23 protein-coding genes are annotated in these 22,880 nt (G+C 45.3%); 16 read left to right on the top strand and 7 right to left on the bottom strand.

Annotated elements, in window-relative coordinates:
- Window positions 1-127 precede the first annotated feature (127 nt).
- The 4 genes from pilB (at window position 128) to coaE (ending at window position 4,996) form a co-directional block, all read left to right on the top strand.
- A complete protein-coding gene (pilB, locus tag L0G63_RS09590) occupies window positions 128-1,843 on the top strand; it encodes a type IV-A pilus assembly ATPase PilB (protein WP_301450444.1) in 1,716 nt (571 codons plus the stop codon).
- Between the two features lie 225 nt (window positions 1,844-2,068).
- Window positions 2,069-3,292 (top strand): type II secretion system F family protein, encoded by a 1,224-nt coding sequence (locus L0G63_RS09585; RefSeq protein WP_301450443.1) that lies wholly within the window; start codon window positions 2,069-2,071, stop codon window positions 3,290-3,292.
- A gap of 7 nt (window positions 3,293-3,299) precedes the next feature.
- Window positions 3,300-4,202: an A24 family peptidase gene (locus L0G63_RS09580; RefSeq protein WP_301450446.1), complete on the top strand. Its 903-nt coding sequence runs from the start codon at window positions 3,300-3,302 to the stop codon at window positions 4,200-4,202.
- A gap of 107 nt (window positions 4,203-4,309) precedes the next feature.
- Complete coding sequence (gene coaE / locus L0G63_RS09575) at window positions 4,310-4,996, top strand: dephospho-CoA kinase (protein ID WP_301450442.1); 687 nt, start codon at window positions 4,310-4,312, stop codon at window positions 4,994-4,996.
- Here the strand turns inward: coaE and rlmB are convergent.
- Window positions 4,959-5,729, bottom strand: a complete 771-nt coding sequence (gene rlmB / locus L0G63_RS09570) for a 23S rRNA (guanosine(2251)-2'-O)-methyltransferase RlmB (RefSeq protein WP_301450441.1) — start codon at window positions 5,727-5,729, stop codon at window positions 4,959-4,961. The genes coaE and rlmB overlap by 38 nt on opposite strands.
- 253 nt (window positions 5,730-5,982) lie before the next feature.
- Complete coding sequence (locus L0G63_RS09565; RefSeq protein ID WP_301450440.1) at window positions 5,983-6,318, bottom strand: pyrimidine/purine nucleoside phosphorylase; 336 nt, start codon at window positions 6,316-6,318, stop codon at window positions 5,983-5,985.
- A gap of 709 nt (window positions 6,319-7,027) precedes the next feature.
- On the opposite strand from L0G63_RS09565, the gene recN reads away from it, so the two are divergent.
- The 7 genes from recN (at window position 7,028) to L0G63_RS09530 (ending at window position 12,384) form a co-directional block, all read left to right on the top strand.
- Entirely contained in the window at window positions 7,028-8,707 is a 1,680-nt protein-coding gene (gene recN / locus L0G63_RS09560; protein WP_301450439.1) for a DNA repair protein RecN, read from the top strand.
- Window positions 8,708-8,865: 158 nt separating this feature from the next.
- A complete protein-coding gene (locus tag L0G63_RS09555) occupies window positions 8,866-9,429 on the top strand; it encodes a YqgE/AlgH family protein (protein ID WP_301450438.1) in 564 nt (187 codons plus the stop codon).
- 45 nt (window positions 9,430-9,474) lie between these two features.
- Window positions 9,475-10,056, top strand: coding sequence for a Holliday junction resolvase RuvX (gene ruvX / locus L0G63_RS09550; protein ID WP_301450437.1), 582 nt, complete (start codon window positions 9,475-9,477; stop codon window positions 10,054-10,056).
- 86 nt (window positions 10,057-10,142) lie between these two features.
- Complete coding sequence (locus L0G63_RS09545) at window positions 10,143-10,646, top strand: hypothetical protein (RefSeq protein ID WP_301450436.1); 504 nt, start codon at window positions 10,143-10,145, stop codon at window positions 10,644-10,646.
- Window positions 10,647-10,703: 57 nt separating this feature from the next.
- Window positions 10,704-11,030, top strand: a complete 327-nt coding sequence (gene tusA / locus L0G63_RS09540; protein WP_301450435.1) for a sulfurtransferase TusA — start codon at window positions 10,704-10,706, stop codon at window positions 11,028-11,030.
- A 29-nt stretch (window positions 11,031-11,059) separates the two neighbouring features.
- On the top strand, window positions 11,060-11,998 hold the full coding sequence (xerD, locus tag L0G63_RS09535; RefSeq protein WP_301450434.1) for a site-specific tyrosine recombinase XerD: 939 nt from the start codon (window positions 11,060-11,062) through the stop codon (window positions 11,996-11,998).
- 47 nt (window positions 11,999-12,045) lie between these two features.
- Window positions 12,046-12,384 carry a DUF3817 domain-containing protein gene (locus L0G63_RS09530; protein WP_301450433.1) on the top strand — a complete coding sequence of 113 codons (339 nt, stop codon included), beginning with the start codon at window positions 12,046-12,048 and terminating at the stop codon, window positions 12,382-12,384.
- A 1-nt stretch (window position 12,385) separates the two neighbouring features.
- On the opposite strand, the gene L0G63_RS09525 is transcribed toward L0G63_RS09530, so the two are convergent.
- Window positions 12,386-12,832 carry a PH domain-containing protein gene (locus L0G63_RS09525; RefSeq protein WP_301450432.1) on the bottom strand — a complete coding sequence of 149 codons (447 nt, stop codon included), beginning with the start codon at window positions 12,830-12,832 and terminating at the stop codon, window positions 12,386-12,388.
- A 230-nt stretch (window positions 12,833-13,062) separates the two neighbouring features.
- Between L0G63_RS09525 and L0G63_RS09520 the strand changes: the two genes are divergently transcribed.
- Window positions 13,063-13,683, top strand: a complete 621-nt coding sequence (locus tag L0G63_RS09520) for a class I SAM-dependent methyltransferase (protein ID WP_301450431.1) — start codon at window positions 13,063-13,065, stop codon at window positions 13,681-13,683.
- Window positions 13,684-13,773: 90 nt separating this feature from the next.
- On the opposite strand, the gene lptG is transcribed toward L0G63_RS09520, so the two are convergent.
- Window positions 13,774-14,982 carry an LPS export ABC transporter permease LptG gene (lptG, locus tag L0G63_RS09515; RefSeq protein WP_301450430.1) on the bottom strand — a complete coding sequence of 403 codons (1,209 nt, stop codon included), beginning with the start codon at window positions 14,980-14,982 and terminating at the stop codon, window positions 13,774-13,776.
- Window positions 14,982-16,268 carry an LPS export ABC transporter permease LptF gene (gene lptF, locus L0G63_RS09510; protein ID WP_301450445.1) on the bottom strand — a complete coding sequence of 429 codons (1,287 nt, stop codon included), beginning with the start codon at window positions 16,266-16,268 and terminating at the stop codon, window positions 14,982-14,984. The genes lptG and lptF overlap by 1 nt, the downstream gene beginning before the upstream one ends.
- 483 nt (window positions 16,269-16,751) lie before the next feature.
- On the opposite strand from lptF, the gene L0G63_RS09505 reads away from it, so the two are divergent.
- From L0G63_RS09505 to sstT, 4 genes are all read left to right on the top strand, one after another.
- A complete protein-coding gene (locus L0G63_RS09505) occupies window positions 16,752-17,369 on the top strand; it encodes a cysteine hydrolase family protein (protein WP_301450429.1) in 618 nt (205 codons plus the stop codon).
- 180 nt (window positions 17,370-17,549) lie between these two features.
- On the top strand, window positions 17,550-19,190 hold the full coding sequence (locus L0G63_RS09500) for a leucyl aminopeptidase (RefSeq protein ID WP_301450428.1): 1,641 nt from the start codon (window positions 17,550-17,552) through the stop codon (window positions 19,188-19,190).
- Window positions 19,191-19,251: 61 nt separating this feature from the next.
- A complete protein-coding gene (locus L0G63_RS09495; protein ID WP_301450427.1) occupies window positions 19,252-19,719 on the top strand; it encodes a DNA polymerase III subunit chi in 468 nt (155 codons plus the stop codon).
- 318 nt (window positions 19,720-20,037) lie between these two features.
- Window positions 20,038-21,240, top strand: coding sequence for a serine/threonine transporter SstT (sstT, locus tag L0G63_RS09490; protein WP_075105878.1), 1,203 nt, complete (start codon window positions 20,038-20,040; stop codon window positions 21,238-21,240).
- A 77-nt stretch (window positions 21,241-21,317) separates the two neighbouring features.
- Here the strand turns inward: sstT and L0G63_RS09485 are convergent, their stop codons facing one another.
- Both L0G63_RS09485 and L0G63_RS09480 read right to left on the bottom strand, forming a co-directional pair.
- Complete coding sequence (locus L0G63_RS09485) at window positions 21,318-21,641, bottom strand: chaperone modulator CbpM (protein ID WP_058024716.1); 324 nt, start codon at window positions 21,639-21,641, stop codon at window positions 21,318-21,320.
- Between the two features lie 93 nt (window positions 21,642-21,734).
- Window positions 21,735-22,754, bottom strand: a complete 1,020-nt coding sequence (locus L0G63_RS09480) for a DnaJ C-terminal domain-containing protein (protein WP_301450426.1) — start codon at window positions 22,752-22,754, stop codon at window positions 21,735-21,737.
- Window positions 22,755-22,880 lie beyond the last annotated feature (126 nt).

Genomic DNA, 22,880 nt, shown 5'->3' with positions numbered 1-22,880 from the left:
CTCGCTTGTGTCTTTATCTGGTTGCCCCTGATTTGAATTCTATACACACCCTAGTGAAAACCCTGAATAAGCAGTTTGTACATCTCAGAGTAGTATACAAATTCTTTGGTATTAAGGAGAGGTCATAATGTCAACGACAACCAGTAAGTATGGCGGCCTAGCGCAGCAGCTCATCAATGATGGCGTCGTTAGTGAAGCCAATATGAAAACAGCGCAGATTGAGTCGCAAGAGCAGCAAATAGGATTAGTACCATACTTGGTAGACAACAAACTGGCCAATGCTTATCATCTTGCTCAAATGCTATCGCAAGCCTTTGGCGACCCCTTATTTGACTTGGATGCATTCAATACTGATGCTATACCCAAAGACTTAGTTGATGAAAAAATCGTCCGCAAATTCAATGCGCTGCCACTATTCAAACGAGGCCAACGCCTATTTGTGGCACTCAGCGATCCAACCCGTGTCGATGCCATTGATGCCATCGCCTTTAACTCACGCTTGTCTATTGAAACCATTGTTGTTGAAGAAGACAAGCTAAAAAATCGTATTGAAAGCGTTTACGCTGATACGATGCAGAGCTTTGATAGCTTTTCAGATAGTGATCTAAATGTTGGTTTTGAAGAAGGGGATGACGATCAGGACGAAGGGGCAACCAAACTTAATGATGGGGTCGATGAAGCACCTGTTGTAAAATTTGTTAATAAAATGCTGGTTGACGCCATTCGTATGGGTGCTTCTGATTTGCACTTTGAACCCTATGAAAAATCGTTCCGTGTGCGTTTTCGTGTTGATGGCGTGATGCAAAAGATGGCCAGTCCGCCAGTGCAGCTCGCTAGCAAAATTGCGGCTCGTCTAAAAGTCATGTCACAGATGGATATCTCAGAGCGCAGAATACCACAAGATGGTCGTATCAAGCTCAAAATCTCTAAGACCAAAGCCATCGATTTCCGGGTAAACTCATTACCAACCTTATTCGGTGAAAAAATCGTTCTACGTGTTCTAGATCCTTCATCAGCCATGCTAGGTATCGACGCACTCGGCTATGAGCCTGATCAACAAGAGATGTTTTTAGAGGCCCTACATAAGCCGCAAGGTATGCTTCTCATTACTGGCCCTACTGGTTCTGGTAAGACAGTCTCTCTTTATACAGGTATCAATATCCTAAACACTGGTGCGACGAACATCTCAACTGCTGAGGATCCCGTTGAGATTAATCTTGAAGGTATCAATCAGGTCAATGTGAACGCTAAAGTCGGCTTAACCTTTGCCAACGCTCTCAAGTCTTTTTTGCGTCAAGATCCTGATATTGTCATGGTTGGTGAGATTCGTGACTTGGAGACTGCCGAGATCGCTATTAAAGCGGCACAAACAGGACACATGGTGCTCTCCACCCTACATACCAATTCAGCACCTGAAACCTTGACGCGTTTGCGTAATATGGGAGTGGCGTCTTTTAATATTGCAACCTCAGTTAACCTAGTCATTGCCCAGCGTTTGGCGCGGCGACTGTGCAAGAACTGTAAAAAACCGATCAATATCCCTCGTCAAAGTTTGCTAGAGATTGGTTTTACTGATGCAGATTTGGATAATCCAGACAATGTGGTTTATGAACCAGTGGGCTGCAATGAGTGCCGTGAAGGTTATAAAGGCCGTGTAGGTATTTATGAGGTGATGAAGGTCAGCCCCGACATCTCACGTATCATTATGGAAGATGGCAATGCCATAGATATCAAAGATGCGGCGCTCAAAAATGGTTTTCGAGATCTACGCCGTTCTGGGGTTTTAAAAGTTCTGCAAGGTGTCACTAGTATTCAAGAGATGATGCGTGTGACCTCTGAGTAGCAATTATAAACTGTCAGTTTGGTATTTTATTGAGCGTACTTTAATTTTATATTCCTAAAGTTTACAGCCGCTTATTTAACACAAATAAAGGGTGTGAAAATAAAACAGATAGACACTGGTTTTTTGCGCTAAAATAACGTATGCCAATCAATAATTTGCATCTGGCATCCTGCTTTATGTTTGCAATATCTATAGTGGACATTGGACAATTTCGAGGATAGTAATATGGCAAAAGCTAAGACGGATATGCTGCTGGACTTTGTCTATGATGGTGTGAACCGGCGTGGACAAAAAGTGAAAGGCGAAACCACTAGTCGCAGTTTAGAGTTGGCCAAAGCCACCTTGCGTAAGCAAGGGATCACGGTCAAAGGCATTAAAAAGAAACAAAAGCCTCTCTACACTTTCAAAAAATCTATCAAAGCCATTGATATTGCTATTTTCGCTCGTCAGTTAGCGACAATGATGAAGGCAGGTGTGCCTTTGACGCAGTCGTTCGAAATTGTTGCTGATTCGCTTGATAACCCTAGCATGAAAGATTTGGTGCTACAAATAAAGGCCGATATTGAAGCAGGCGGTACCTTTGCTTCTGCTTTACGTAAGCATCCTCGCTATTTTGATGATTTATTCTGCTCACTTGTCGAATCGGGTGAGCAATCAGGTGCGCTAGAGACCATGCTTGAGCGTGTGGCAACCTATAAAGAAAAAAGTGAGCTATTAAAAGCCAAAATCAAGAAAGCCATGAAATATCCCATTGCGGTTATCGTGGTTGCCATCATTGTCACGATGATTCTACTGATCAAAGTCGTCCCTGTATTCTCAGATCTGTTTAGCTCCTTTGGTGCAGAACTGCCCGCCTTTACCCAAATGGTGGTTGGTATGTCTGAGTGGATGCAGTCGTGGTGGTTTATTTTAATTATTATTATTGGTGGGGCAATTATCAGCTTTACTGAAGCCAAAAAACGCTCTAAAAAATTCCGTGACTTTTTAGACCGTGCCGTATTAAAAGCACCGATTTTTGGCAATATTGCATATCAGGCTGTTGTTGCTCGTTTTGCTCGCACCTTATCAACGACTTTTGCAGCTGGTGTGCCGCTTATTGAAGCCTTAGATTCTACGGCTGGTGCGACTAATAACGTCGTGTTTTATGATGCCACACAGCAAATCAAAAACGATGTCTCTACGGGTCAACAATTACAGTTCTCCATACGATCTACTAACCTGTTCCCAAGCCTAGCGATTCAGATGGTGGGTATTGGCGAAGAATCTGGTAGCTTGGAAGAAATGCTAGATAAAGTCGCTGTCTACTACGAAAACGAAGTCGACAATGCTGTTGATGGTTTGACCAGCTTGATGGAACCTATGATCATGGCTGTACTGGGTGTATTAGTTGGTGGTCTGGTCATTGCGATGTACTTACCAATCTTCCAAATGGGCTCAGTCGTAGGATAATAATTTGATGCAGTTTATAACGTTACTACAAGACAATATGACGTTGGCATTGGTTGTATTTGGTTTACTAGGTCTTTGTGTGGGCAGTTTTTTAAATGTGGTGATTTACCGTGTACCCCTCATGATGATCTATGGTTGGCGACAAGAGTGCAGCCAATTTATGACTGAGCAGACAGACATACCTGCTGAGCATGCACAGCCAATCATGAATATCGTCGCTGCGGACCAACCCATTACTTTGAGTCGACCATCCTCACGCTGCCCTCACTGTGCTCATAAAATAAAATGGTACGAAAATATACCGTTAATAAGCTGGCTGGTTCTACAAGGACGCTGCTCAGATTGCAAAGCTGCTATCGGTCTGCGCTATCCTTTGGTTGAGCTGACAACGGCGCTCTTATCAGCGCTCGTGATTTACAAGTTTGGTGTTGATGCAGCAGGATTATCAGCACTTATTCTTGTGTGGACACTCATTGCCCTGACAGGTATCGATTTTGACACGCAGCTACTGCCCGATCGTCTGACTTTTCCATTGGCAGGGTTGGGATTGGCGGTCAACTCACAGAGCTGGTTTGTCTCACCAACGCAGTCCATCTGGGGTCTTGTGCTTGGATTCTTATCCCTATGGATTGTGGTCAAAGTATTTTATCTAATCACCAAAAAACATGGAATGGGACAAGGCGACTTCAAACTATTGGCAGTACTGGGCGCTTGGCTTGGACCTATGATGTTGCCACTGATCATTTTACTCTCATCATTACTTGGCTCTATTGTCGGAATAATTTTGATGAAGAAACAAGGTGAAAGCCGGCCTTTTGCTTTCGGCCCTTATATTGCTATCGCAGGTATTGTTGCTTTGTTATACGGTGCAGATATCGTCAGCTGGTATCTGGGTATGTATACTTACTAGATGTCGATGATGAGCCTTTTCCCTTAATGAATAGACACCATTTTTGTGCACTACCTATTCAAGCTGTCACTACTTTTATTATTACACTTTTCAAATAAGCCACCACTATGTCAAACAAAGCTGCATCACCCTATTCACATCAATCGCAAAATTCACAAATAAACAATAAGACCCTGATTGTCGGTCTGACAGGCGGAATCGGTAGTGGCAAATCTGCTGCTAGTGCTTGGTTTGCCAAACAAGGGATTGATATTATCGATGCAGATGTGATCGCCCATGAGATTGTGGCTAAAGGTAGCAACACTCTACGTAAAATCCAAAAACGGTTTGGTGATTGGGTATTAAATGATGACGGATCAATGAATAGAGCGGCCGTACGCACGCACGTATTTGCCAATCCTGAAGCGCTCATCGAGCTTGAAGCGATCACCCATCCAGCCATACGCGAAACCGCGAAAGCACAACTTAACTTGAGTACCTCGCCATACATAATACTCTCAGCGCCCTTGCTTATTGAGGGCGCAGAAGCTGGGCTGGCCAATTTATGCCAACGTATTTTGGTGATGGATGCCACCGAAGACACGCAACTTGCGCGTGCCAGCCAACGTGATGGCCAGAGCATTCAAAAAATCAAAGCCATTATGACCAATCAGCTCAGTCGCGAAGAGCGTAATCGTTATGCAGACAATGTTATCCTCAACGAGAGCGATCTTGACTCTTTGTACTTACAATTAGAGCCTTTGCATCAAGAATATCTTAAACTTGCCCAGCAGCTAAAGTTCGCTGTCGATTAACCTCATACAGTGCCATACCAGTAGCAACACTGACGTTTAGGCTCTGTAGGTTGCCATGCTCGTTTCCTGACATTGGAATATAAACCAGCTCATCGCAGCTCTCCATTGTCAGGCGACGCATTCCTTCTCCTTCTGACCCCATAATAATGGCCGTCTTGCCAGTCAAGTCAGCTGCATGTATTGGTTTGGCATCCGCATTGAGCGCTGTCCCAAACACAAAGACCCCAGCATTTTTGATTTGGGATAACGTACGTGCCAGGTTAGTGACACTAACAATCGGCATCAGCTCTGCGGCACCAACCGATACTTTCGCCACGGTTGGCGTCAGACTTGCTGCATGGTGTTTTGGACATACGACCGCATCCACACCCATTGCTACCGCGGTACGCAAGCAAGCACCAAAATTATGCGCGTCAGTGATTTGGTCTAGCACCAATAATAAGCACTGTTCTCGGCCTATGATACTATCAAGCAGACCTTCATCAGCAAAACCAAGTGGACGCGCATTAAGCACCACGCCTTGGTGCTGCGGGCTACCACATAACTGTGTCAGTTTGTCTTTTTGGGTGGGCTGAATACTGATGCCATTGGCCTCAGCTTGCGCCATGATCGCTTGTACATGACTGTCACTCTCACGCCCTTGTTGTATAAATAAGCTAAGCCCGTCAAGCGGACGGTGCTCTAGTAGCGCATCGATGGCGTGGATGCCATAAAAATAAATGGGTTTTGCCATAATAGGCCTACTATATATCAGGTGGGTATCGCGATGAGCGATGAAACAATAAAGAGATTATTGGGTTTCAGTGAAGCCAATGAAAGCGCAATAAAGTCAGCACTAAAAACAGAAATAAACAATACCAGTCCGATATTGTTTATCTTTTGGTGATCTATATTTGATAAAGCGCGCCAATGACTAATAGTGAACATTCAACTGTTAGCATTCGCTCAGCTATGATCAATTTTAAATCAATCAGACTGCCAGAATATTAGCCTTCTAAATGACAGACATACTGCACAATCTCTTCGGTACGAAGGTTAAAGCCGCTGTTGCCTTCAACAACAAAGGACTGACCAGCACGGTAATAGCTGAACTCGTCATCACCATTGATTTTTACTTCACACTCACCGCTTGTGATCTCAATACGCTCAGATGTATTGGTACTAAAGTGGTAGTGCTCAACCAAATTGTCACAAGGTAAGATAATACCCAATGTCTTATGTCGACCATCTTCAAACATAATAGTATGGCTTGAACAGCGACCATCATAAGATATTGTCGCTTGGGCATTAACGGTTACATTCGTAAATTGCGCCGCTGTCATAGTGGCTTCCTTATCAAATAATTATGGTAAAACTAAAAAATAAGTAACTGGATACAGTATCATCAACGCTGTGTGGTCAACACTTTAATTTAGGGACTGTATCCTTCTATATTAGATATCTGCGCGCTAATAAAAGTCGCCACAGGTTCTATGAAAACGCTTTGGAATAATGAATGATTGGCATGCTATTCATACTATAAGTCGGTAATTTTACAAAATTATGACTCGCTGTCATATAGTACACTGCACCACTCTGCGAGAAGAGTTTATCATTATGTGAGATTATGCTACCACATTATCTCTATAAAGTTTGTTAAAGCGATTGGGAAAATGCGGTTTATTGCCGAGCGAAAATGGAAATGTTTATATACTTTTAAGCGAGTATTTTGCTCCTGAATTAAATCTGTCATGATAGATTTTACCCAAAACTGCGCCTAGTATGCCAGCGTCATTTTGGTATAATCATTCGGTTTAGTAATTGATATTGTGATCATTATTCATTGCTGATTTTTGACAGTTTTATGGTAACCTTCTTACTATATCCACCCTTAACGTTTGTATTTACACACATTTAACACCATACTGTTTGCCTACCTTTCTTATCTATTTAACACGGTTAGATAGATAATTTTATCCTGTTGTTTATCCTATTTTATCAATGGATTCTTGAGGTTGACCAGAACTCCATTGTTTTTCATGAGAGGCGTTGATGCTAGTATCATTAACTTTACATCAGTTTGCGTTGATCGCTCAGCACGAGCTGAGTGTCGCTGAGGGCTTCAATGTTATCACTGGTGAAACAGGTGCTGGTAAGTCGTTGTTGCTTGATGCGCTATCGCTATGTGTGGGCGCGCGTGCAGACAGTGCAATGGTGAGACATGGTGCAGACAACGCAGATATCTATGCCCAGTTTGATGTAGAAAACAACCCTGTCATCGCTGAGTGGTTTGCAAAAAATGATCGATCGCTAGAAGAGCCTGAAGTATTGATTCGCCGGCAGTTAAGTAACAATGGTCGCTCAAAAGCATGGTTGAATGGAACACCCGTCAGTTTGGCTGAGCTCAAAAGCTTAGGAACTCTTCTGGTCAATATTCATAGCCAACATGCACAGCAAGCCTTGCTCAAGCCGCAATTTGTGGTGCAGTGGCTGGATGAGATGGCACAAATAACGCCACTGGCACGTCAAACGGCCACCAGCTATCAGCAGTATCAGCAGCTCAAACGCCGTGCTGATGATATTGCTAGCCGTGAAGCCCAGCGACAAGATCGTATCCAGCTGTTGCAAAACCAATTGGCAGATATTGCCCCTTTATTGACTGTGGACTACGCAGATATTGAATCTGAGCACGAAGAGCTCTCTAATATCGAGGCGTTGATGCAAGAGGCCAGCCATGGCTTACATCTGCTCGACAATGATACTGATGAGCCTGATGTCATGACGCTGCTTGGGCAAGCGATCAAACTTTGCGATCATCAAGTTGGTGTCAGCCAAACCTTTGAGCAAGCCTCTGAGCAGCTGCATTTGGCACAGCAGCAAATCACCGAAGTAACGGCGCTCCTCTCAGACTATGCTGAGCAGCAACTTCCTGACCCTGAGCGCTTGCAAACACTAGACAACCTCATCAGCTTGGGTCATCGTCTATCACGTAAGCACAGCTTGCCAGCGAGTGACTTGATCGAAGAAGCAAAAGCTTGGCAGGAGCAATTAGAGCAGCTAGAAAACGAACCCAGCAGTGATGTGATGGCTGCGCAAATTGAGCAAGCTTGGCAGGAGTACCTAGCGCTGGCTAAAACGTTGAATCAAAAGCGTACAAAAGCGGCACCAACCATTAGTAAACAGCTTATAGAACAACTACAACCGCTTGCGCTACCCAATGCGCGCTGCGAGTTCGTTTTTACCAAAAAGACAGAGCCTAGCCAGTACAATGCACATGGCTGCTACGATATTGATTTATTGTTCAGTGCCAATGTCGGTATGCCCATGCAGCCACTGCATAAAATCGCCTCAGGTGGTGAGCTGTCACGAATGGCGCTGGTCATGCAAGTCTTGCAAGCAACCAACGCTGATAACAACGCCGCCAAACCCATGCTCGTATTCGATGAAGTCGATGTCGGTATCAGCGGTGGTACGGCTCAAGTCGTTGGGGAGCTACTACGCGCGCTTGGACAAACGCAGCAGCTGCTCGCGATCACTCACCAAGCACAAGTCGCGGCGCAAGCGCATCAGCATATTTTGGTACAAAAGCACCATCAAGAACAAACCGAAAGCGAGCTGGTAATCCTAACCGATCAAGCGCAAGTAGATGAGCTGGCGCGTATGTCTGGTGGTGTAACGATCACTGATGTCACTCGTGATCATGCTCGCAGCTTACTGTCTGATGTCAAATAACGCCGAATAGACGATTAAGAGATTTGAACAGTGCGACAGATAAAGACATTTGTTAAATCTCTGTATCGGTTAGTAGCAATTGGCGCGAATCTTGCTTTTCTACTGGTTATCACCATATAGTGGTCTCTCACCCTTATTATTCGGTTGTGTTTGTTTCTATGCCTAATACCAATTTAACTCACCACTTCTTAATTGCGGCGCCAGAGCTGTCAGACCCAAGGTTTGAGCAGGCGCTCATCTATATCTGCCGCCATGATAAGCATGGTGCGCTAGGTCTGATGGTCAATCGCCCATTAGAGCAAGCACGAGTGGGCAAGCTTCTAGAAGATTTAGATATTGAAGTGACCAATCCGCAAGTGATGGGAGATATGGCGTTAGAAGGCGGCCCTATGTACCCTGAGGTCGGCTTTGTACTGCATACTGGTCAGCCAGAATGGGCATCGTCTTTTGCTATCTCAGAAAACGTCTGCATTACCACCAGCCAAGATATCCTAAAGCGTATCGCGGCAGGACAAGGGGTTGGTCATTATCAGCTGTGTCTGGGTCATGCCAGCTGGGGCAAAAAACAGTTAGAACAAGAGCTCAACAACGGCGACTGGCTGATCTGTCCTGCGGATTTGAACTTATTGTTCGATACGCCATTTGAGGAGCGCTGGCAAATCGCCGCAGACAAAATCGGTGTCAACTTTGACTATCTTAGCAGTGACATCGGTCATGCCTAATATCAGTCGCCGTATGAATACAGATAAAAAAGGATAGCCTTTAATATGGTAGATAGCCCTTTTATAGCAAATAATGAAGATACCATTGATGATGACATTGACACTAATGGCAAGGTTAGTGGCAATATTAGTGACATTGAGATTGATGCCATTGAACCAAAGATCAAACCGCATCTTATTTTGGCGCTAGATTATGGCGTCAAAAAAATGGGGATGGCGCTTGGCAATACCATGACTCAGACTGCACGCGCCTTTGATATTTTGGCGATGAACAATGGTCAGCCTGACTGGGACAATCTCATCGGTATCATCAAAGTCTGGGGGGTGGCACACGTGGTGGTCGGCCTGCCGTTAAATATGGATGGTAGCAGCTCCATGCTCTCAAAACGCGCACATAAATTTGCTCGGCGTCTGGCTCATAGAATCATGGAGCAGCATCTGCCAGTGACCGTATCATTATGTGACGAGCGTTTAACCTCTATCGAAGCAAGAGAAATCGCATGGGACAACGGCTGGATCAAGCATGAACGTGATCCGATTGATGATATCTCTGCTTGTATCTTGATGTCGACTTATTTTGCGGATCCAAATAGTAGTATCGCTATTGATGCGGTCAAAGCAGACTAATTAGGCAAAATAGATAAAAGACACTGTTGTCTCTATCGCACCATTTTGCTACATCGTACTTATTCACAGATAAATGACTGATTACTATGACCACTGCCCTAGACCAAGACTTGCATACTAACTCGCAACATGGTTTTGCTCCGCTTGCTATTGCTCGTATTAGAGGCGCGCAGCGTGCAAACCAGATAGCGATTTACCTGATTTATGCTGCTATTTTCGCATTTATGGTCTTTGGTACTATTGCCAGTATCAAGACATTTCATGACAATCAGCTACTGTATCAACTGTTTTATAACCTGCCCTATGCCTTGGTTGCATTGACCATTCCCATTACGCTTTATGATGCTTTTGTGGTTTATCGCTATCGCCTAAATCAGCCGTCGATGATTGCCATGAGTGTTGGCGTATCGTCCATCATTTTGCTCGGCGGCTTATTATTTGCTGATACAGCATGGCTGGGATTATCCTGCTGGGTGGGTGTGGCATTTTTATTCAAAGTCAGTTTTAAGCGCTTTTTTAACTTTTTAGAAGTGGCAAATACTGACAAAGAGACAGAAGCAGTAGACAATCTAGACAGCACACCCCAGTAAGCGATTAAACAAACGATCCATTCTTTAACCTATCTACTTAGCTTTACGATAATGACTATGACCACTTCAATACCCAATACTGACATTGACCATCACCTAGACACGCAGGGGCTGATCTGTCCTGAGCCTGTGATGATGCTACATCGTACCATTCGCAAAGCAGATAGCGGCGAGATGATTGAAATACTGGCCACCGACCCTGCCACCACGCGTGACATTCCAAATTTCTGTCGTCATCTGGGGCATGAGCTGATGACTCAAGAAACATTGGCAGAAAATATCAGTCTAGATACTGACCCTGATGAAATCACTGTTGATGGCGATGATGATGACCCCAAAAGCGCCACGCTCTATCGCTATGTGGTGAAGAAAAAAAGTGGTTAATTTATATTTGACTTATACTTGAGCACCCTATGAGCCGTGACCGCGCCGTACAGCAAAGGCAACCCAAAGCACTGGCAGTCGATGATGAACCGTCTTATATGACTGAGTTTCGTCAAGCCATGCTAGCACGTGGTTTGGCGACGCGTACCCGTAATGCTTATGTGCGTGACTTGCGTACCTGCGAGTTGACCAACCCACTCGCCTTGACTCGGTGGCAGCCTGATGATGTGCTGCACTGCCTCTCGCTGCTTGCCCAAGATGGTAAAACCCCACGCACCCAAGCGCGTATGCTCTCAAGTCTGCGTCAGTTCTATTTATGGATGATAGCGAGCAATCTGCGCGAAGACAATCCCTGCGAGCGTATCAAAAGCCCAAAGCTCGGACGCCCGTTACCAAAGGATTTGGCCGAGGCTGATGTCGATAATCTCCTTGCCGCACCTGATACCAGCACCGCACTTGGATTGCGTGATAAAGCCATGCTAGAAGTGCTCTATGCCTGCGGTTTGCGCGTTAGCGAGCTGATTAACCTGTCACTTGAGCAAGTCAATCTAAACTCTGGCTGGCTACAAATCACCGGTAAAGGCAATAAAACCCGACTGGTGCCACTCGGTGAATACGCCAGCGATGCGCTAGAAGATTATCTGTCTCATGGGCGCGGTGATCTGATTGCCCATCTAAAATCTGGCAATTGCCAAGCAGTGTTTTTGACCGCGCAAGGCGGCTATATGACGCGGCAAAACTTTTGGTATCTTATCAAGCGTTACGCCAAAGTAGCCAGTATCGACAAAGAACTCTCACCGCATACGCTGCGCCATGCCTTTGCCACGCATTTGCTCAATCATGGCGCCGACTTGCGCAGCGTACAGCTATTGCTTGGACACAGTGACTTGTCCACGACGCAAATCTATACCCATGTGGCGACAGCAAGATTGCAGCAGCTACATACCGCGCACCATCCACGTGGTTAGCGCGAGCGCTTAATTTATATATTGACTCATCAGCAAAGGACCATACTGTGCCGCAAGCTCAGCCATCATCCAAGCCCACTCTCACCAAAGCGCAAGCATTTGCGCTAAAAAAACTGACCGTGATGGGTTATTTGGAAGGCACGTCTTTTTTGCTGCTGCTAGGTATCGCCATGCCACTCAAATATATGCTGAATATGCCTGAAATGGTGGGCTACGTCGGGCCTGTGCATGGAGTGTTGTTCATCGCTTATATTGTGGTGCTCTTTATCACGGCGCATAAAATCAAAATGCCACTGTGGGGGCTGCCTGCTGGTGTGCTTGGCTCATTTTTGCCCTTTGGGCCGTTTGTGTTTGATCATGTGTTAAAGAAGCGTCTGAGTAAGTAGTTTAGAAATTATATTTTTTCTCTATCACTATTTTAGGATTACGTGCTTGTATCTCTTGATAAAAGCGCGGCTTGTCTTTTGGCGATATCAATATTTCTTTGTTTCGATATTCTATTTTAAGTCTATCCAATGATAGTGCTGGTGCAGACGTCATGCTTCGAGTTGGCGTAATATATGTGATATCTGCCAGTTCAATGGTTTGAGTAGATAGACCACTATCCACATATAGCTGGCTATCGGTTAGGGTGTATTTAGTACCAAAAAAAGGCATAAGTATTAGTGCTGCAAAAGGCAGTAGGATAATCATTAGCAGTATGTTTCGCATACGTGAATTACTTTTACCCCAGCGCCATTCCCATAATGGAATGAGGATAAGTGATAAACTACCGACCCATAAAATCAACGCGATCCAGAAGTCGACTTTAGATACAAATATAATGTCTGCCATACATACTACTTCAGAGCTATCAGGTTAAAGTTGAGTGTAAGCCTCTCACCTAATCTTGCCAATATCTTTTTTTCTATGTATTTTCTACATGCTAAATTTGGCAACCATAATGATTCCCGTAATACGATGCTGCAAACCTGCCCTTTTCTCGCTACAATACTCGTCATACGATGCGCACTGTCTAATTGGACAACGCACCCCCTTCTACCTATCTATTATTTGAGAATCCCATGAGCCGCTCTACAAACCATCGTCCCCCTGCCGACCTCCTCAAAAACGCCGAACACTGGCGCGAAGACATCCATTTTCAGCAAGACGTGCTGGGTAAGCCGTTTGATTTTGCAACCACGTGGGGTATTTTTTCACCGCAAAAGCTCGATGATGGTAGCTTGATGCTACTCGATCACGTCGATTTTCAGGCTGATGATGACTCGATAGATCTAGGCTGTGGCTACGGCGTGCTTGGCATGACTGCGGCGCGCGAGTGCCCGAATGGTCAGCATACGCTGATTGATAAGGATTTTATGGCGGTGGAGTATGCGCGGCGTAACTGCGAAAAAAATGGTCTAAAAAATGTCGATGTGCATTTATCCAATGGCTTTAACCATGTGGCAGCGGACAAAGACTTTAGCCTTGTGATGTCGAACTTGCCTGCCAAAGTCGGTAAAGAGCAGCATTATCTGTATTTCCTCGATGCTTATGCCCGCATGCGTAAAGGTGGGCGTTTTTATGTGGTGACGATCAATGGCTTACGTCAGTTTATGAAGCGCTCGTTTACCGAAGTGTTCGGTAATAGCGAAAAGATCAAACAAGGTAAAACCTATACGATTACTATGGCGACCAAAGATTAGTCTTCGGCATCCAACCATAAAAGATCGTCATAAAAAAGCACGCTAAAATAGATTTAGCGTGCTTTTTGTTTTGTATGACCAACTGTCTTTCTACATCTGGCGTTTTATCAAATAACCACCCAATAGCGCACTACCGATAATCGGTAATAACACCATCAGCATGGGCGAAAATCCTGTAGCAAGCGATATAAACCCAACCAAATCCTGAATATAGCTAAAGAGCAAGCCAAACAGCAAAGCCACCACGATGCGCAAGCCCAAACTGTGCGTCCGTAGCGAGCCAAAGACGAATGAGCAAGCAACAATAACCAGTGACAATATTGATAAAGGTGATAATAGCTTTTGCCAAAACGCCACTTCATGATCCAAGGAGCGCTTGCCCTGCCCTTGCATAAACTGACGATGCTCGTATAGTTGCGTCAGAGACAAATCCTCTGCCTTGCGCGTCAGTAGATACACTGACTCTGGGGCAAAAGGTAGGCTGAGGGTATCTGACGGTGAGACAGCTTGGCTACTCTCAAAGCCCCGATTAATGCTAAGCTCGACCATATCATTGAGCTGCCACTCATAGCGATACTGCTCGCTTGGCTTGTCACTGGTCACATCGATAGGCTCACGCCCTATATATTTACCGCCCTTAGCATGAACGGCGGTTTGCAGATTGCCGTTGTTGTCCAAATGCCAGCGTTTGACCTCGCCGATATTACCGGCAACATCGGCATAATCGATATACAAAATATCGCTGCCATCAGGTGTCGCGCTACCATCCGCTGCACTATCAAATCGTGGCTGTATTGTCCAATAGCCGCGCACGGAGGTGACCAGCGATGTGTTGTCCTCATCGTTTATTTGCTTTGCCAATTGATTGGAATGCGGTAGCACGAACTGATTAATCGCCAATGCCAGTAGCACAAAAATGAAGGCAGGTTGTAACACCCAGCCGACGATACGATAGATGCTGACCCCAGCCGCACGCATGACGACCAGCTCACTTTTATTAGCAAGTAAGCCCAATCCTATGACGGCACCGAGTAGCGCACCCGTTGGGATAAATTGCTCTAAGAAATAGGGTGATCGATAAAAGATATATTTAAGTGCCTGCCCCATCGTATAACGGTCATCTAACGAATCGAGCTCTGATAAGTAAGAAAAGACCAGCTGTAACGCCCATAAACCAACGACGGCCGCGATAATAGCAAGTAAGGCGTTGAGTTTGACATAACGGCTGAGGACTTTTAAATTGGCAGGTTTTTTGGCCAGCTGGTCGGTTCTTGTAGGTTTAGCAAATAAAGAGCGCATTAAAACTGCCCTCCTTGCGAGCCATTGCGGTGATTGTTTATACCATTAGTTGACGGCGCGGCGAGTCTATTTGCTGGTTTGCGAAAGCGCAGACGATGTTGCACACGGCTGCCCCAATTCAGATACAGCGCTAGTGCCATAAAGCCTAATACCAGCCATGCATATGCCCATACGCTAATACTGCCTTTGCTCACCGCATTTTTGAGCGAGATGATACCCAAAGCGCAGCTGACAAATAATAAAATCGAGGGAAATAAACGTAGCCAACGCCCTTGGCGTGGACGCACTTGCGCAAGCGGCACGGCCAGCATCGGTGCGATAATCATCAGCCACGGCAGTGCCAGACGGTAGCCAAGCTCACCTTGAGCAGCACGCAGCGCGTTATTTGTACTGGTTTGTGCATCACCCGTTGCCGCCTGCCATAAAGGTCCAATCGGTTGGGTCTCGATATTGTCTTCAGTGATGACGTCTTGTGAGGATTCGGTGAGGGTGATGCGATAACGATCAAAGGCGACTTGATTGTATTTCAAGCTGCCTGCACCCACTTCGTAACGACGACCTTGAAATAGATCCAACTGAGTCACACCACTATTGCCCGTATTGACCTGTTCAGCACGCTTGGCCAGCGTGATGGTGTCTTTACTGATGTCTTTTGCATCTCTATTTATAATATCTTTTGGCATATCAGAGATGCCCATTTGATCAGCGGTTTCTTGATCAATCGTATTATTCATATCAGCGCTTTTGCCAGTATTGCCTTTTGGCGCCGGCTCAGATTGGATCAATATCACATCTTGTAGTTTTTTCTTATCATCACTCAGACTACCCACGTATAGATGGTAGTTACCACTGCTTATAAACTCATTTGGGCGAATCAGATCAAACGCACTGGTCAATGCTTGCTGCTGCCACACCGCCTCAGATGAGCGTACGCCCCATGGTTTGCCTACGATAGATAGCGCCGCCTCACCAACAAACAACGCTAATATCAATGGTGTCATCAGGCGCGCCAGCCTACCGCGAGACACGCCGCTGGCATTGATGACAGCCATTTCTTGATCGACATATAAACGACCAAACACCAGCATCAACGCAATAAAAAAGGCTAGCGGTAATATCAATTCTAGAAAATACGGCAGGTTGTAACCGATGATCGTAAACAGCAGGCTAATATCCAAACGTCCTTCAGCAGCAATGCCAAAATAACGTATCAAACGACCGCCAAGCATCATTACTACCAAAAACCCCAGCACCAAAGCAGTGGTCGAGGCAACTTGTCGAGTCATATAGCGGCGTAATATCACAATGGGTACTCTTAAACAGTTGGTATGCGCATGATGGATTGGGGGATCTATCGTCATATTTGAGCACAATAACAATGCATCATAGGCATCGTATACGTTCAAATAATACTGACAATTACTGAGTGACTGATTAGTCCTACTCAACAAACACAAGCGACAAATATAACCGCTAATCCTAGCATGTTTTGCCTAACAATGGCTGTGAAATGTGTTTGCAAACATTACGTACACTTTACTGGTAGCACATTACTATCGGTAGACGATAAACATATCAAATATTGGATAAATCGTTAATGAAATCTTATATGGAATTGGTTTAACAGGGTTTTCTCCAATACGTTTTTTATTTATTTAGTTTGGAAAGGTTTGTTTGTCATTCGTATCATCGAACCTCTATCTCTGTTATTAATTGCTAGACTGACTGACGGATAAAAATAATTTTATAACACCCTATGGAGAATACTCATGACTCAACCCACATCTACGCCCGCCACCTTACTTGAACTCGCTGGTGGAGCATTTGATGCAATTGATTGGTCAAATTGCGCCCTCGTTCTCATTGATTATCAAAACGAGTATGTCAATGGCGCTATGCCACTCGGACAAGCGGGTACCAACGCAATCAAAAATACACAGCGACTGCTAGACACAGCCCGTCAAAAAACGATTCCTATCTTTCACATCACCCATCATGGGGCAGAAAATGGCAATGTCTTTGATCCCTTATCATCTAACGTCGAGATAGTCGAGCAACTACAGCCGCATGATGGTGAAACCGTGATTGTCAAAAACCATCCCAATGCATTTTATGACACGCAGCTACAATCACTACTCTCGTCTGCAAACAAACAACAAATTATTTTTGCAGGTTTTATGAGCCACATGTGCGTAAGTTCCAGTGTGAGAGCTGCTTTTGATCTGGGTTTTGACAGTTTTGTGTGTCATGATGCTTGCGCCACTCGTGCACTACCAAGCGCCTCAAAGGAGACCATCAGTGCTGCGGTCATGCATGATACCGCGATGGCAGCGCTACAAGACAGGTTTGGGGCGTTAGTGACAACTGATGAGTTGGTGAAAGGTTAGCGTGAACCCCTAACCACCGTTTAAGTAAAACGATTCCGACATTTTACTTAAACGGTGCAAACTGCGCACTGTCATCGCAATATGCTACACTATCGTGATTGCTCTATAAGCCAAATAATCCAATAATCTAACAGGCACCAGCAATTGCATCATTTTCATAACTCTAATAAGGATAACTATATGAATATCAAATTATCTCAGCACCTGCCAAAGACTCATACGCAAAAAATCCTCAAAAAAGAAGCCAAAAGTAAAGACGACGCTTGTCTGGTGGTCTTGGTCGATGATAAGAAAAACATCCTTGCCAACTCCATGCTGACAGACTATACCGCTCGTATTGAGCAATTGATTGAAGTCTCTCACTTCAAGGGCACAGCCTGTGAGACTGTTGCTGACTATGCGTTAGCAGGGGATAAAAAAACCACCAAACAAAACCCTGTACAGCTATTGTTGGTTGGTGTTGGCAACACGGACAAATTCAGCAATACCGTACTGCAAAAAATTGCCAAGACCATCTATAGCAGCACGCAAAAGCGTGTATCGTCTATTACCGTTGCCTTAGGTGATGCGCTAGAAGAAAGCCATTTTGGTCAATTTGCCCTAAACCTATTGGCAGCCAGCTATCGCTTTGACAAATATAAGTCTGAGCAGGCGACCCCTGTATTGAGTGATATCTATCTATTGGCAGATGACTCATTGAAGTCTGCGCTCGAATTTGCACAGGCAGTATTCGCCGGTCAAAGCCTCACTCGTGACGTCGCCAATGAGCCGGGCAATATTTGCTTCCCTGCATATATGGCAGAGCAAGCACAAGAACTTGCAAAAACTTATCCTGACCTATTGACTGTCAAGGTACTCGGTGAAGACGAGATGTCAGCGCTGGGTATGAACTGTTTCTTATCAGTGGCTCAAGGCTCTACCAAAGAAGGTCAGCTTGTCATCATGGAGTACCGCGGTAAATCCTCATTTAGTGCAAATGCAGGCACCACGGATCAAGCAACAACTAACAGCGCCAAAGCAACAGGTGGTTTAAAAGCCTTGGCTGGCAAACTGCCTACCAAAAAATCGGCTAAAAAATCAGACAAAGCCGCCAATGATGACGCGCCTATCGTCTTGGTTGGTAAAGGCGTTACCTTTGATTCTGGTGGTATCTCAATCAAGCCAGGTGCGGCGATGGATGAGATGAAGTTTGACATGGGCGGTTCAGCCTCAGTACTCGGCACCATCAAAGCCTTGTGTGAAGCACGTCTACCGATCAATGTTGTCGGCGCGCTCGCTTGTGCTGAAAACATGCCATCAGGGGATGCCACGCGCCCAGGCGATATTGTCAAAGCCATGAATGGTAAATCTGTTGAAATTCTGAACACCGATGCCGAAGGTCGCTTGGTATTGGCTGATACTTTATGCTATGTACAGCGCTACAATCCAAAAGCCATCATCGATGTCGCCACATTGACTGGCGCTTGCGTAGTTGCATTAGGCCATGTGCGTTCGGCAGTCTTTAGTAACGATGAAGATGTATTGTTTGATTTAGAGAATGCGAGCAACTTATCAGGTGATCTTATCTGGCACATGCCACTAGACGACGAGTATCAAGCACTGATTGACTCGCCAATTGCTGATATCCAAAACATCGGTGGTAAAGGTGCGGGCGCAGTGACTGCCGCTTGCTTCTTGTCTCGCTTCATTGAAGAAGGTCAGGCATGGGCGCATTTAGACATTGCTGGTACCGCATGGAACTCAGGCAAAGATAAAGCCGCGACTGGTCGTCCAGTACCGCTATTTATGCAGTACCTAAAAAACAGTGCGGATATGGCTTAATCAATCAATGACAGCCGATTGAATAAATATTTTATAAAAAACACTTTATGAAAACCATTCTATGAAGATCAGTTTTTATGTATTAAGTGAGAGTAAAGCCCAAGATTTCTTGGGCTTTATTTGTCAGCTGACTCAGACAGCGCTGAACAAAAGCACGCAGTCTTTGTTGATTTTGATCGAAGATGAAACGTTGCTAGCAGAGCTAGATACAGCACTTTGGGCACAAGAGGCCACCAGCTTTATCCCGCATCACTGCTTGTCAGATATTGAGTCTACAGGTTCTGACTCTAACGCTCATCATTCTACTACCCCCGTGCTACTTGGCAATCATATGCCAGCAGACTTTAATGGTATCGTGCTCAATACAACGACACGTCCGGTGACTGGCTTTATGGCTACGACCAATAATGCCAAGCCCTCTCGCGTCCTTGAGCTGATCCGGCCTGATGCTACCAGTACCCAAGAAGGTCGTCATAAATATAAAACCTATCAGCAATTAGGCTATGAGCTGACTCACTTTAGGGTATAGTGCGACCATTTATTTCTCTCTTTACTTTGTCACTAACCCCTTCACTGTCTTACTAAAAAGCACACTCCCTATCTTAGGCATCACTGGGTATGTCGCTATTTTTAATGTCCGACTGACCAAGCATTTGCGCTAATGAATATTCGCCCATACTTGCTTCGTAGTGCGTCATACTCGTCATATTTGTCTGTTATCCTACGCTTTATGCAAAGCATCCACTGCTATGAGTAGTAGGCGAATATGTCAAAAAATGCTACCATCCCTCGATAAATTTTTGCTTAAACAATTCATTTACTTTTGACAGATGTCGAGGATGTACAAATGCGTTCATTGATTGCGATGTATCAGCGTATTGGGCTGGTGCCGCTCATTATTATTGGTTTGGTATTAGGGGTGCTGATCGGTTGGCTAGCACCAAGTATCGGTATCGCCATAGGGCTACTTGGTACATTGTTTGTTGGTGCACTAAAAGCCGTGGCGCCTATACTGGTGTTCATCTTGGTCATGGCGGCGATTAGCCAGCATCGCAGTGGCAATGAAGTCTATGTCAAGCCTGTGCTGATCATGTACATGTTCGGCACTTTTTTGGCTGCCTTAACCGCCGTTGGTGCCAGCTTTTTATTCCCCACTGATCTGGTATTGGTCAACGCCGATATCGCGCAAGTTCCCCCCGCCGACCTAAAAGAAGTATTGACCAACCTCTTGATGAATTTGGTTGCCAACCCGGTCAATGCCATTGCAGAAGCCAATTATATCGGTATCTTGGCATGGGCCATCATCATTGGTTTTGCGCTACGCCAAGCCAGCGACACAGCCCGCAATGTCGTTGGTGACTTTGCCGATGCCATCTCGCAAGTGGTCAAGTGGATTATTGCCCTAGCGCCTTTTGGTATTTTGGGTCTGGTTGCCAGTACGGTCGCTGAAACTGGCTTTGCCTCGCTAGCAGGCTATGCCCGTATTTTGATGGTACTGATCAGCTGTATGCTGTTTATCGCTTTGGTCGCAAACCCTATTATCGTGCTTGTTAAGACAGGTAAAAACCCTTATCCACTTGTGTTCAGATGTCTACGCGAATCAGGAATTACAGCCTTCTTTACGCGCAGTTCAGCCGCCAACATTCCTGTTAATATGAACCTAGCGCGTAAGCTTGGATTGCACGAAGATACTTACTCAGTGACCATCCCGCTAGGAGCAACTATCAACATGGCGGGTGCGGCGATTACCATCAACGTGTTAACCCTTGCTGCCGCTCACACCTTGGGCATTGAGGTGTCTTTTGCTTCAGCGCTTCTATTGAGTTTGGTGGCGACGATTAGCGCTTGCGGTGCCTCTGGTGTTGCTGGTGGTTCGTTGCTGCTGATTCCATTAGCAGCAAGCTTGTTTAGCATCCCGAACGACATCGCCATGCAAGTGGTTGCCATTGGGTTTATCATCGGTGTGATTCAGGATTCGGCAGAGACCGCACTGAACTCTTCAACGGACGTGCTATTTACCGCAGCGGCTGATCCTACTTATTCACGTTAATTTTTAGCAAAGCATTTTCTGTCGATAAAAAAAGGCCTAACAAAGGCCTTTTTTTATGCGGTATTTTTAGGTCTTAACTACTTTATACTGTCGATCTCAACCTCTATGATAGGCGTTTGGCGCTCAGACTGACGTTTGAATTGACGCAGCTGCTCAACCTCATCTAACAGCTCAAGTATCAACCCAATGGCAGGCACGCTGGCATCAAAATCACGGCTGAGTCGTGAGGCACGGCGCACGGTTGTCAGCTGATAGCCCGTAAACTGTTCACGTTCTGGCACATCGTATTCAATAATACTTTCTTCAATCAATTCGATGACCCATTGGCGCTCTTGGCCACAAGCAGAGACAAGCTCATCTAAGCTCATAATGATATCGGTAAATTCAGGCGAGTGGTTCATAGCTATTATCCTCGTTTTCTCTTTATTTCGTCCTTGGTGCATTCATCTTTATGGCTAACTATAATGATGAATGTCGACCATCAAGCGCATGGATTAACGGTTGATAGTGGTGTCGGCAAAGGCTTGCTTGAGCTGCTCATAAGCCTGTCTTGCCGCATCGCTACTGACATCAGGGTTAATGATATTTAAGGTTAAGTATAAGTCGCCCGCTTGCTTGGCAGGGATACCTTTGCCCTTTAGACGTAGATTGCTACCAGACTTACTGTTTTTGGGTATGGTCACTCCAAGCGTGCCAGCTGGCGTACTGACATTAATTTTTTCACCCAATGCGGCTTCCCATGGTGCGATATTGACAGTCTGGTAAACGTCTGCACCTTCGATACGGATATTGTCATCATGGCGGATTTTAACTTTTAAGAACAAATCGCCATTTTTGCCATTACTACTGCCAGCAGCACCTTGCCCGCTCAAGCGAATTTGCTTGCCATCGGTAATGCCTTTTGGAATTTTAATTTTGAGCGTTTTGTTGTCGTAGCTCACCTCGCCATTAGGCTGACGCACAGGAACGTTTAACTTGATGCTGTAATCGTCCCCTTGATAGACTGAAGACAGATCGACCGTAATCTCGGCATGCTGGTCCTGACCTTTACTATCTTGCGTCCCAAAACCGCCACCGAAAGGGTCAAACCCTTGGCTTTGAGAGCGACCACCAGCCTGACCACTGGCTGAACCACGCGCCCCGCGACCAAACGCTGAAAAAATATCATCGAAACGAAAGCCGCCATCGCCAAATGCTTCGCCATCGCCGAACTGGCCTTTGATATCCTCCCAGCGAAAACCGCCTTGCGACGCTCCCGCCTGACCGCCAAAACCGCCTGCACCACCTTGTCCAGCGAACGGGTTGTCCAACATCGCATCGTATTCGGCACGCTTATCTTTATCTCTAATGGTTTCATAAGCGTTATTAATCTCAGCAATCTTACTATCCGCGTCTGGATCATCACTGACATCAGGATGGAATTGACGCACAAGCTTACGGTATTTTTTTTTGATCTCGGCGTCTGTGGCGTCTTTTTTGACCCCTAAAATGTCATAGTAATTTTTCTCTGCCATGTTATTTTCCTCAACATAAAAACATATCAGTCATACCGAATTGCCAACTGTAGAATGGATCATATCGATCAATATTAGGGCGTGTTGAACATTCGCAAATAGGCACTGCTGATCGCTAAAATTGTT

Source organism: Psychrobacter sp. (assembly GCF_030454045.1).
In the GTDB taxonomy this organism is placed as follows: Bacteria; Pseudomonadota; Gammaproteobacteria; order Pseudomonadales; family Moraxellaceae; genus Psychrobacter.
Note: the sequence above shows the minus strand (reverse complement) of the source record. Positions and strands in the feature narration are given on the sequence as shown.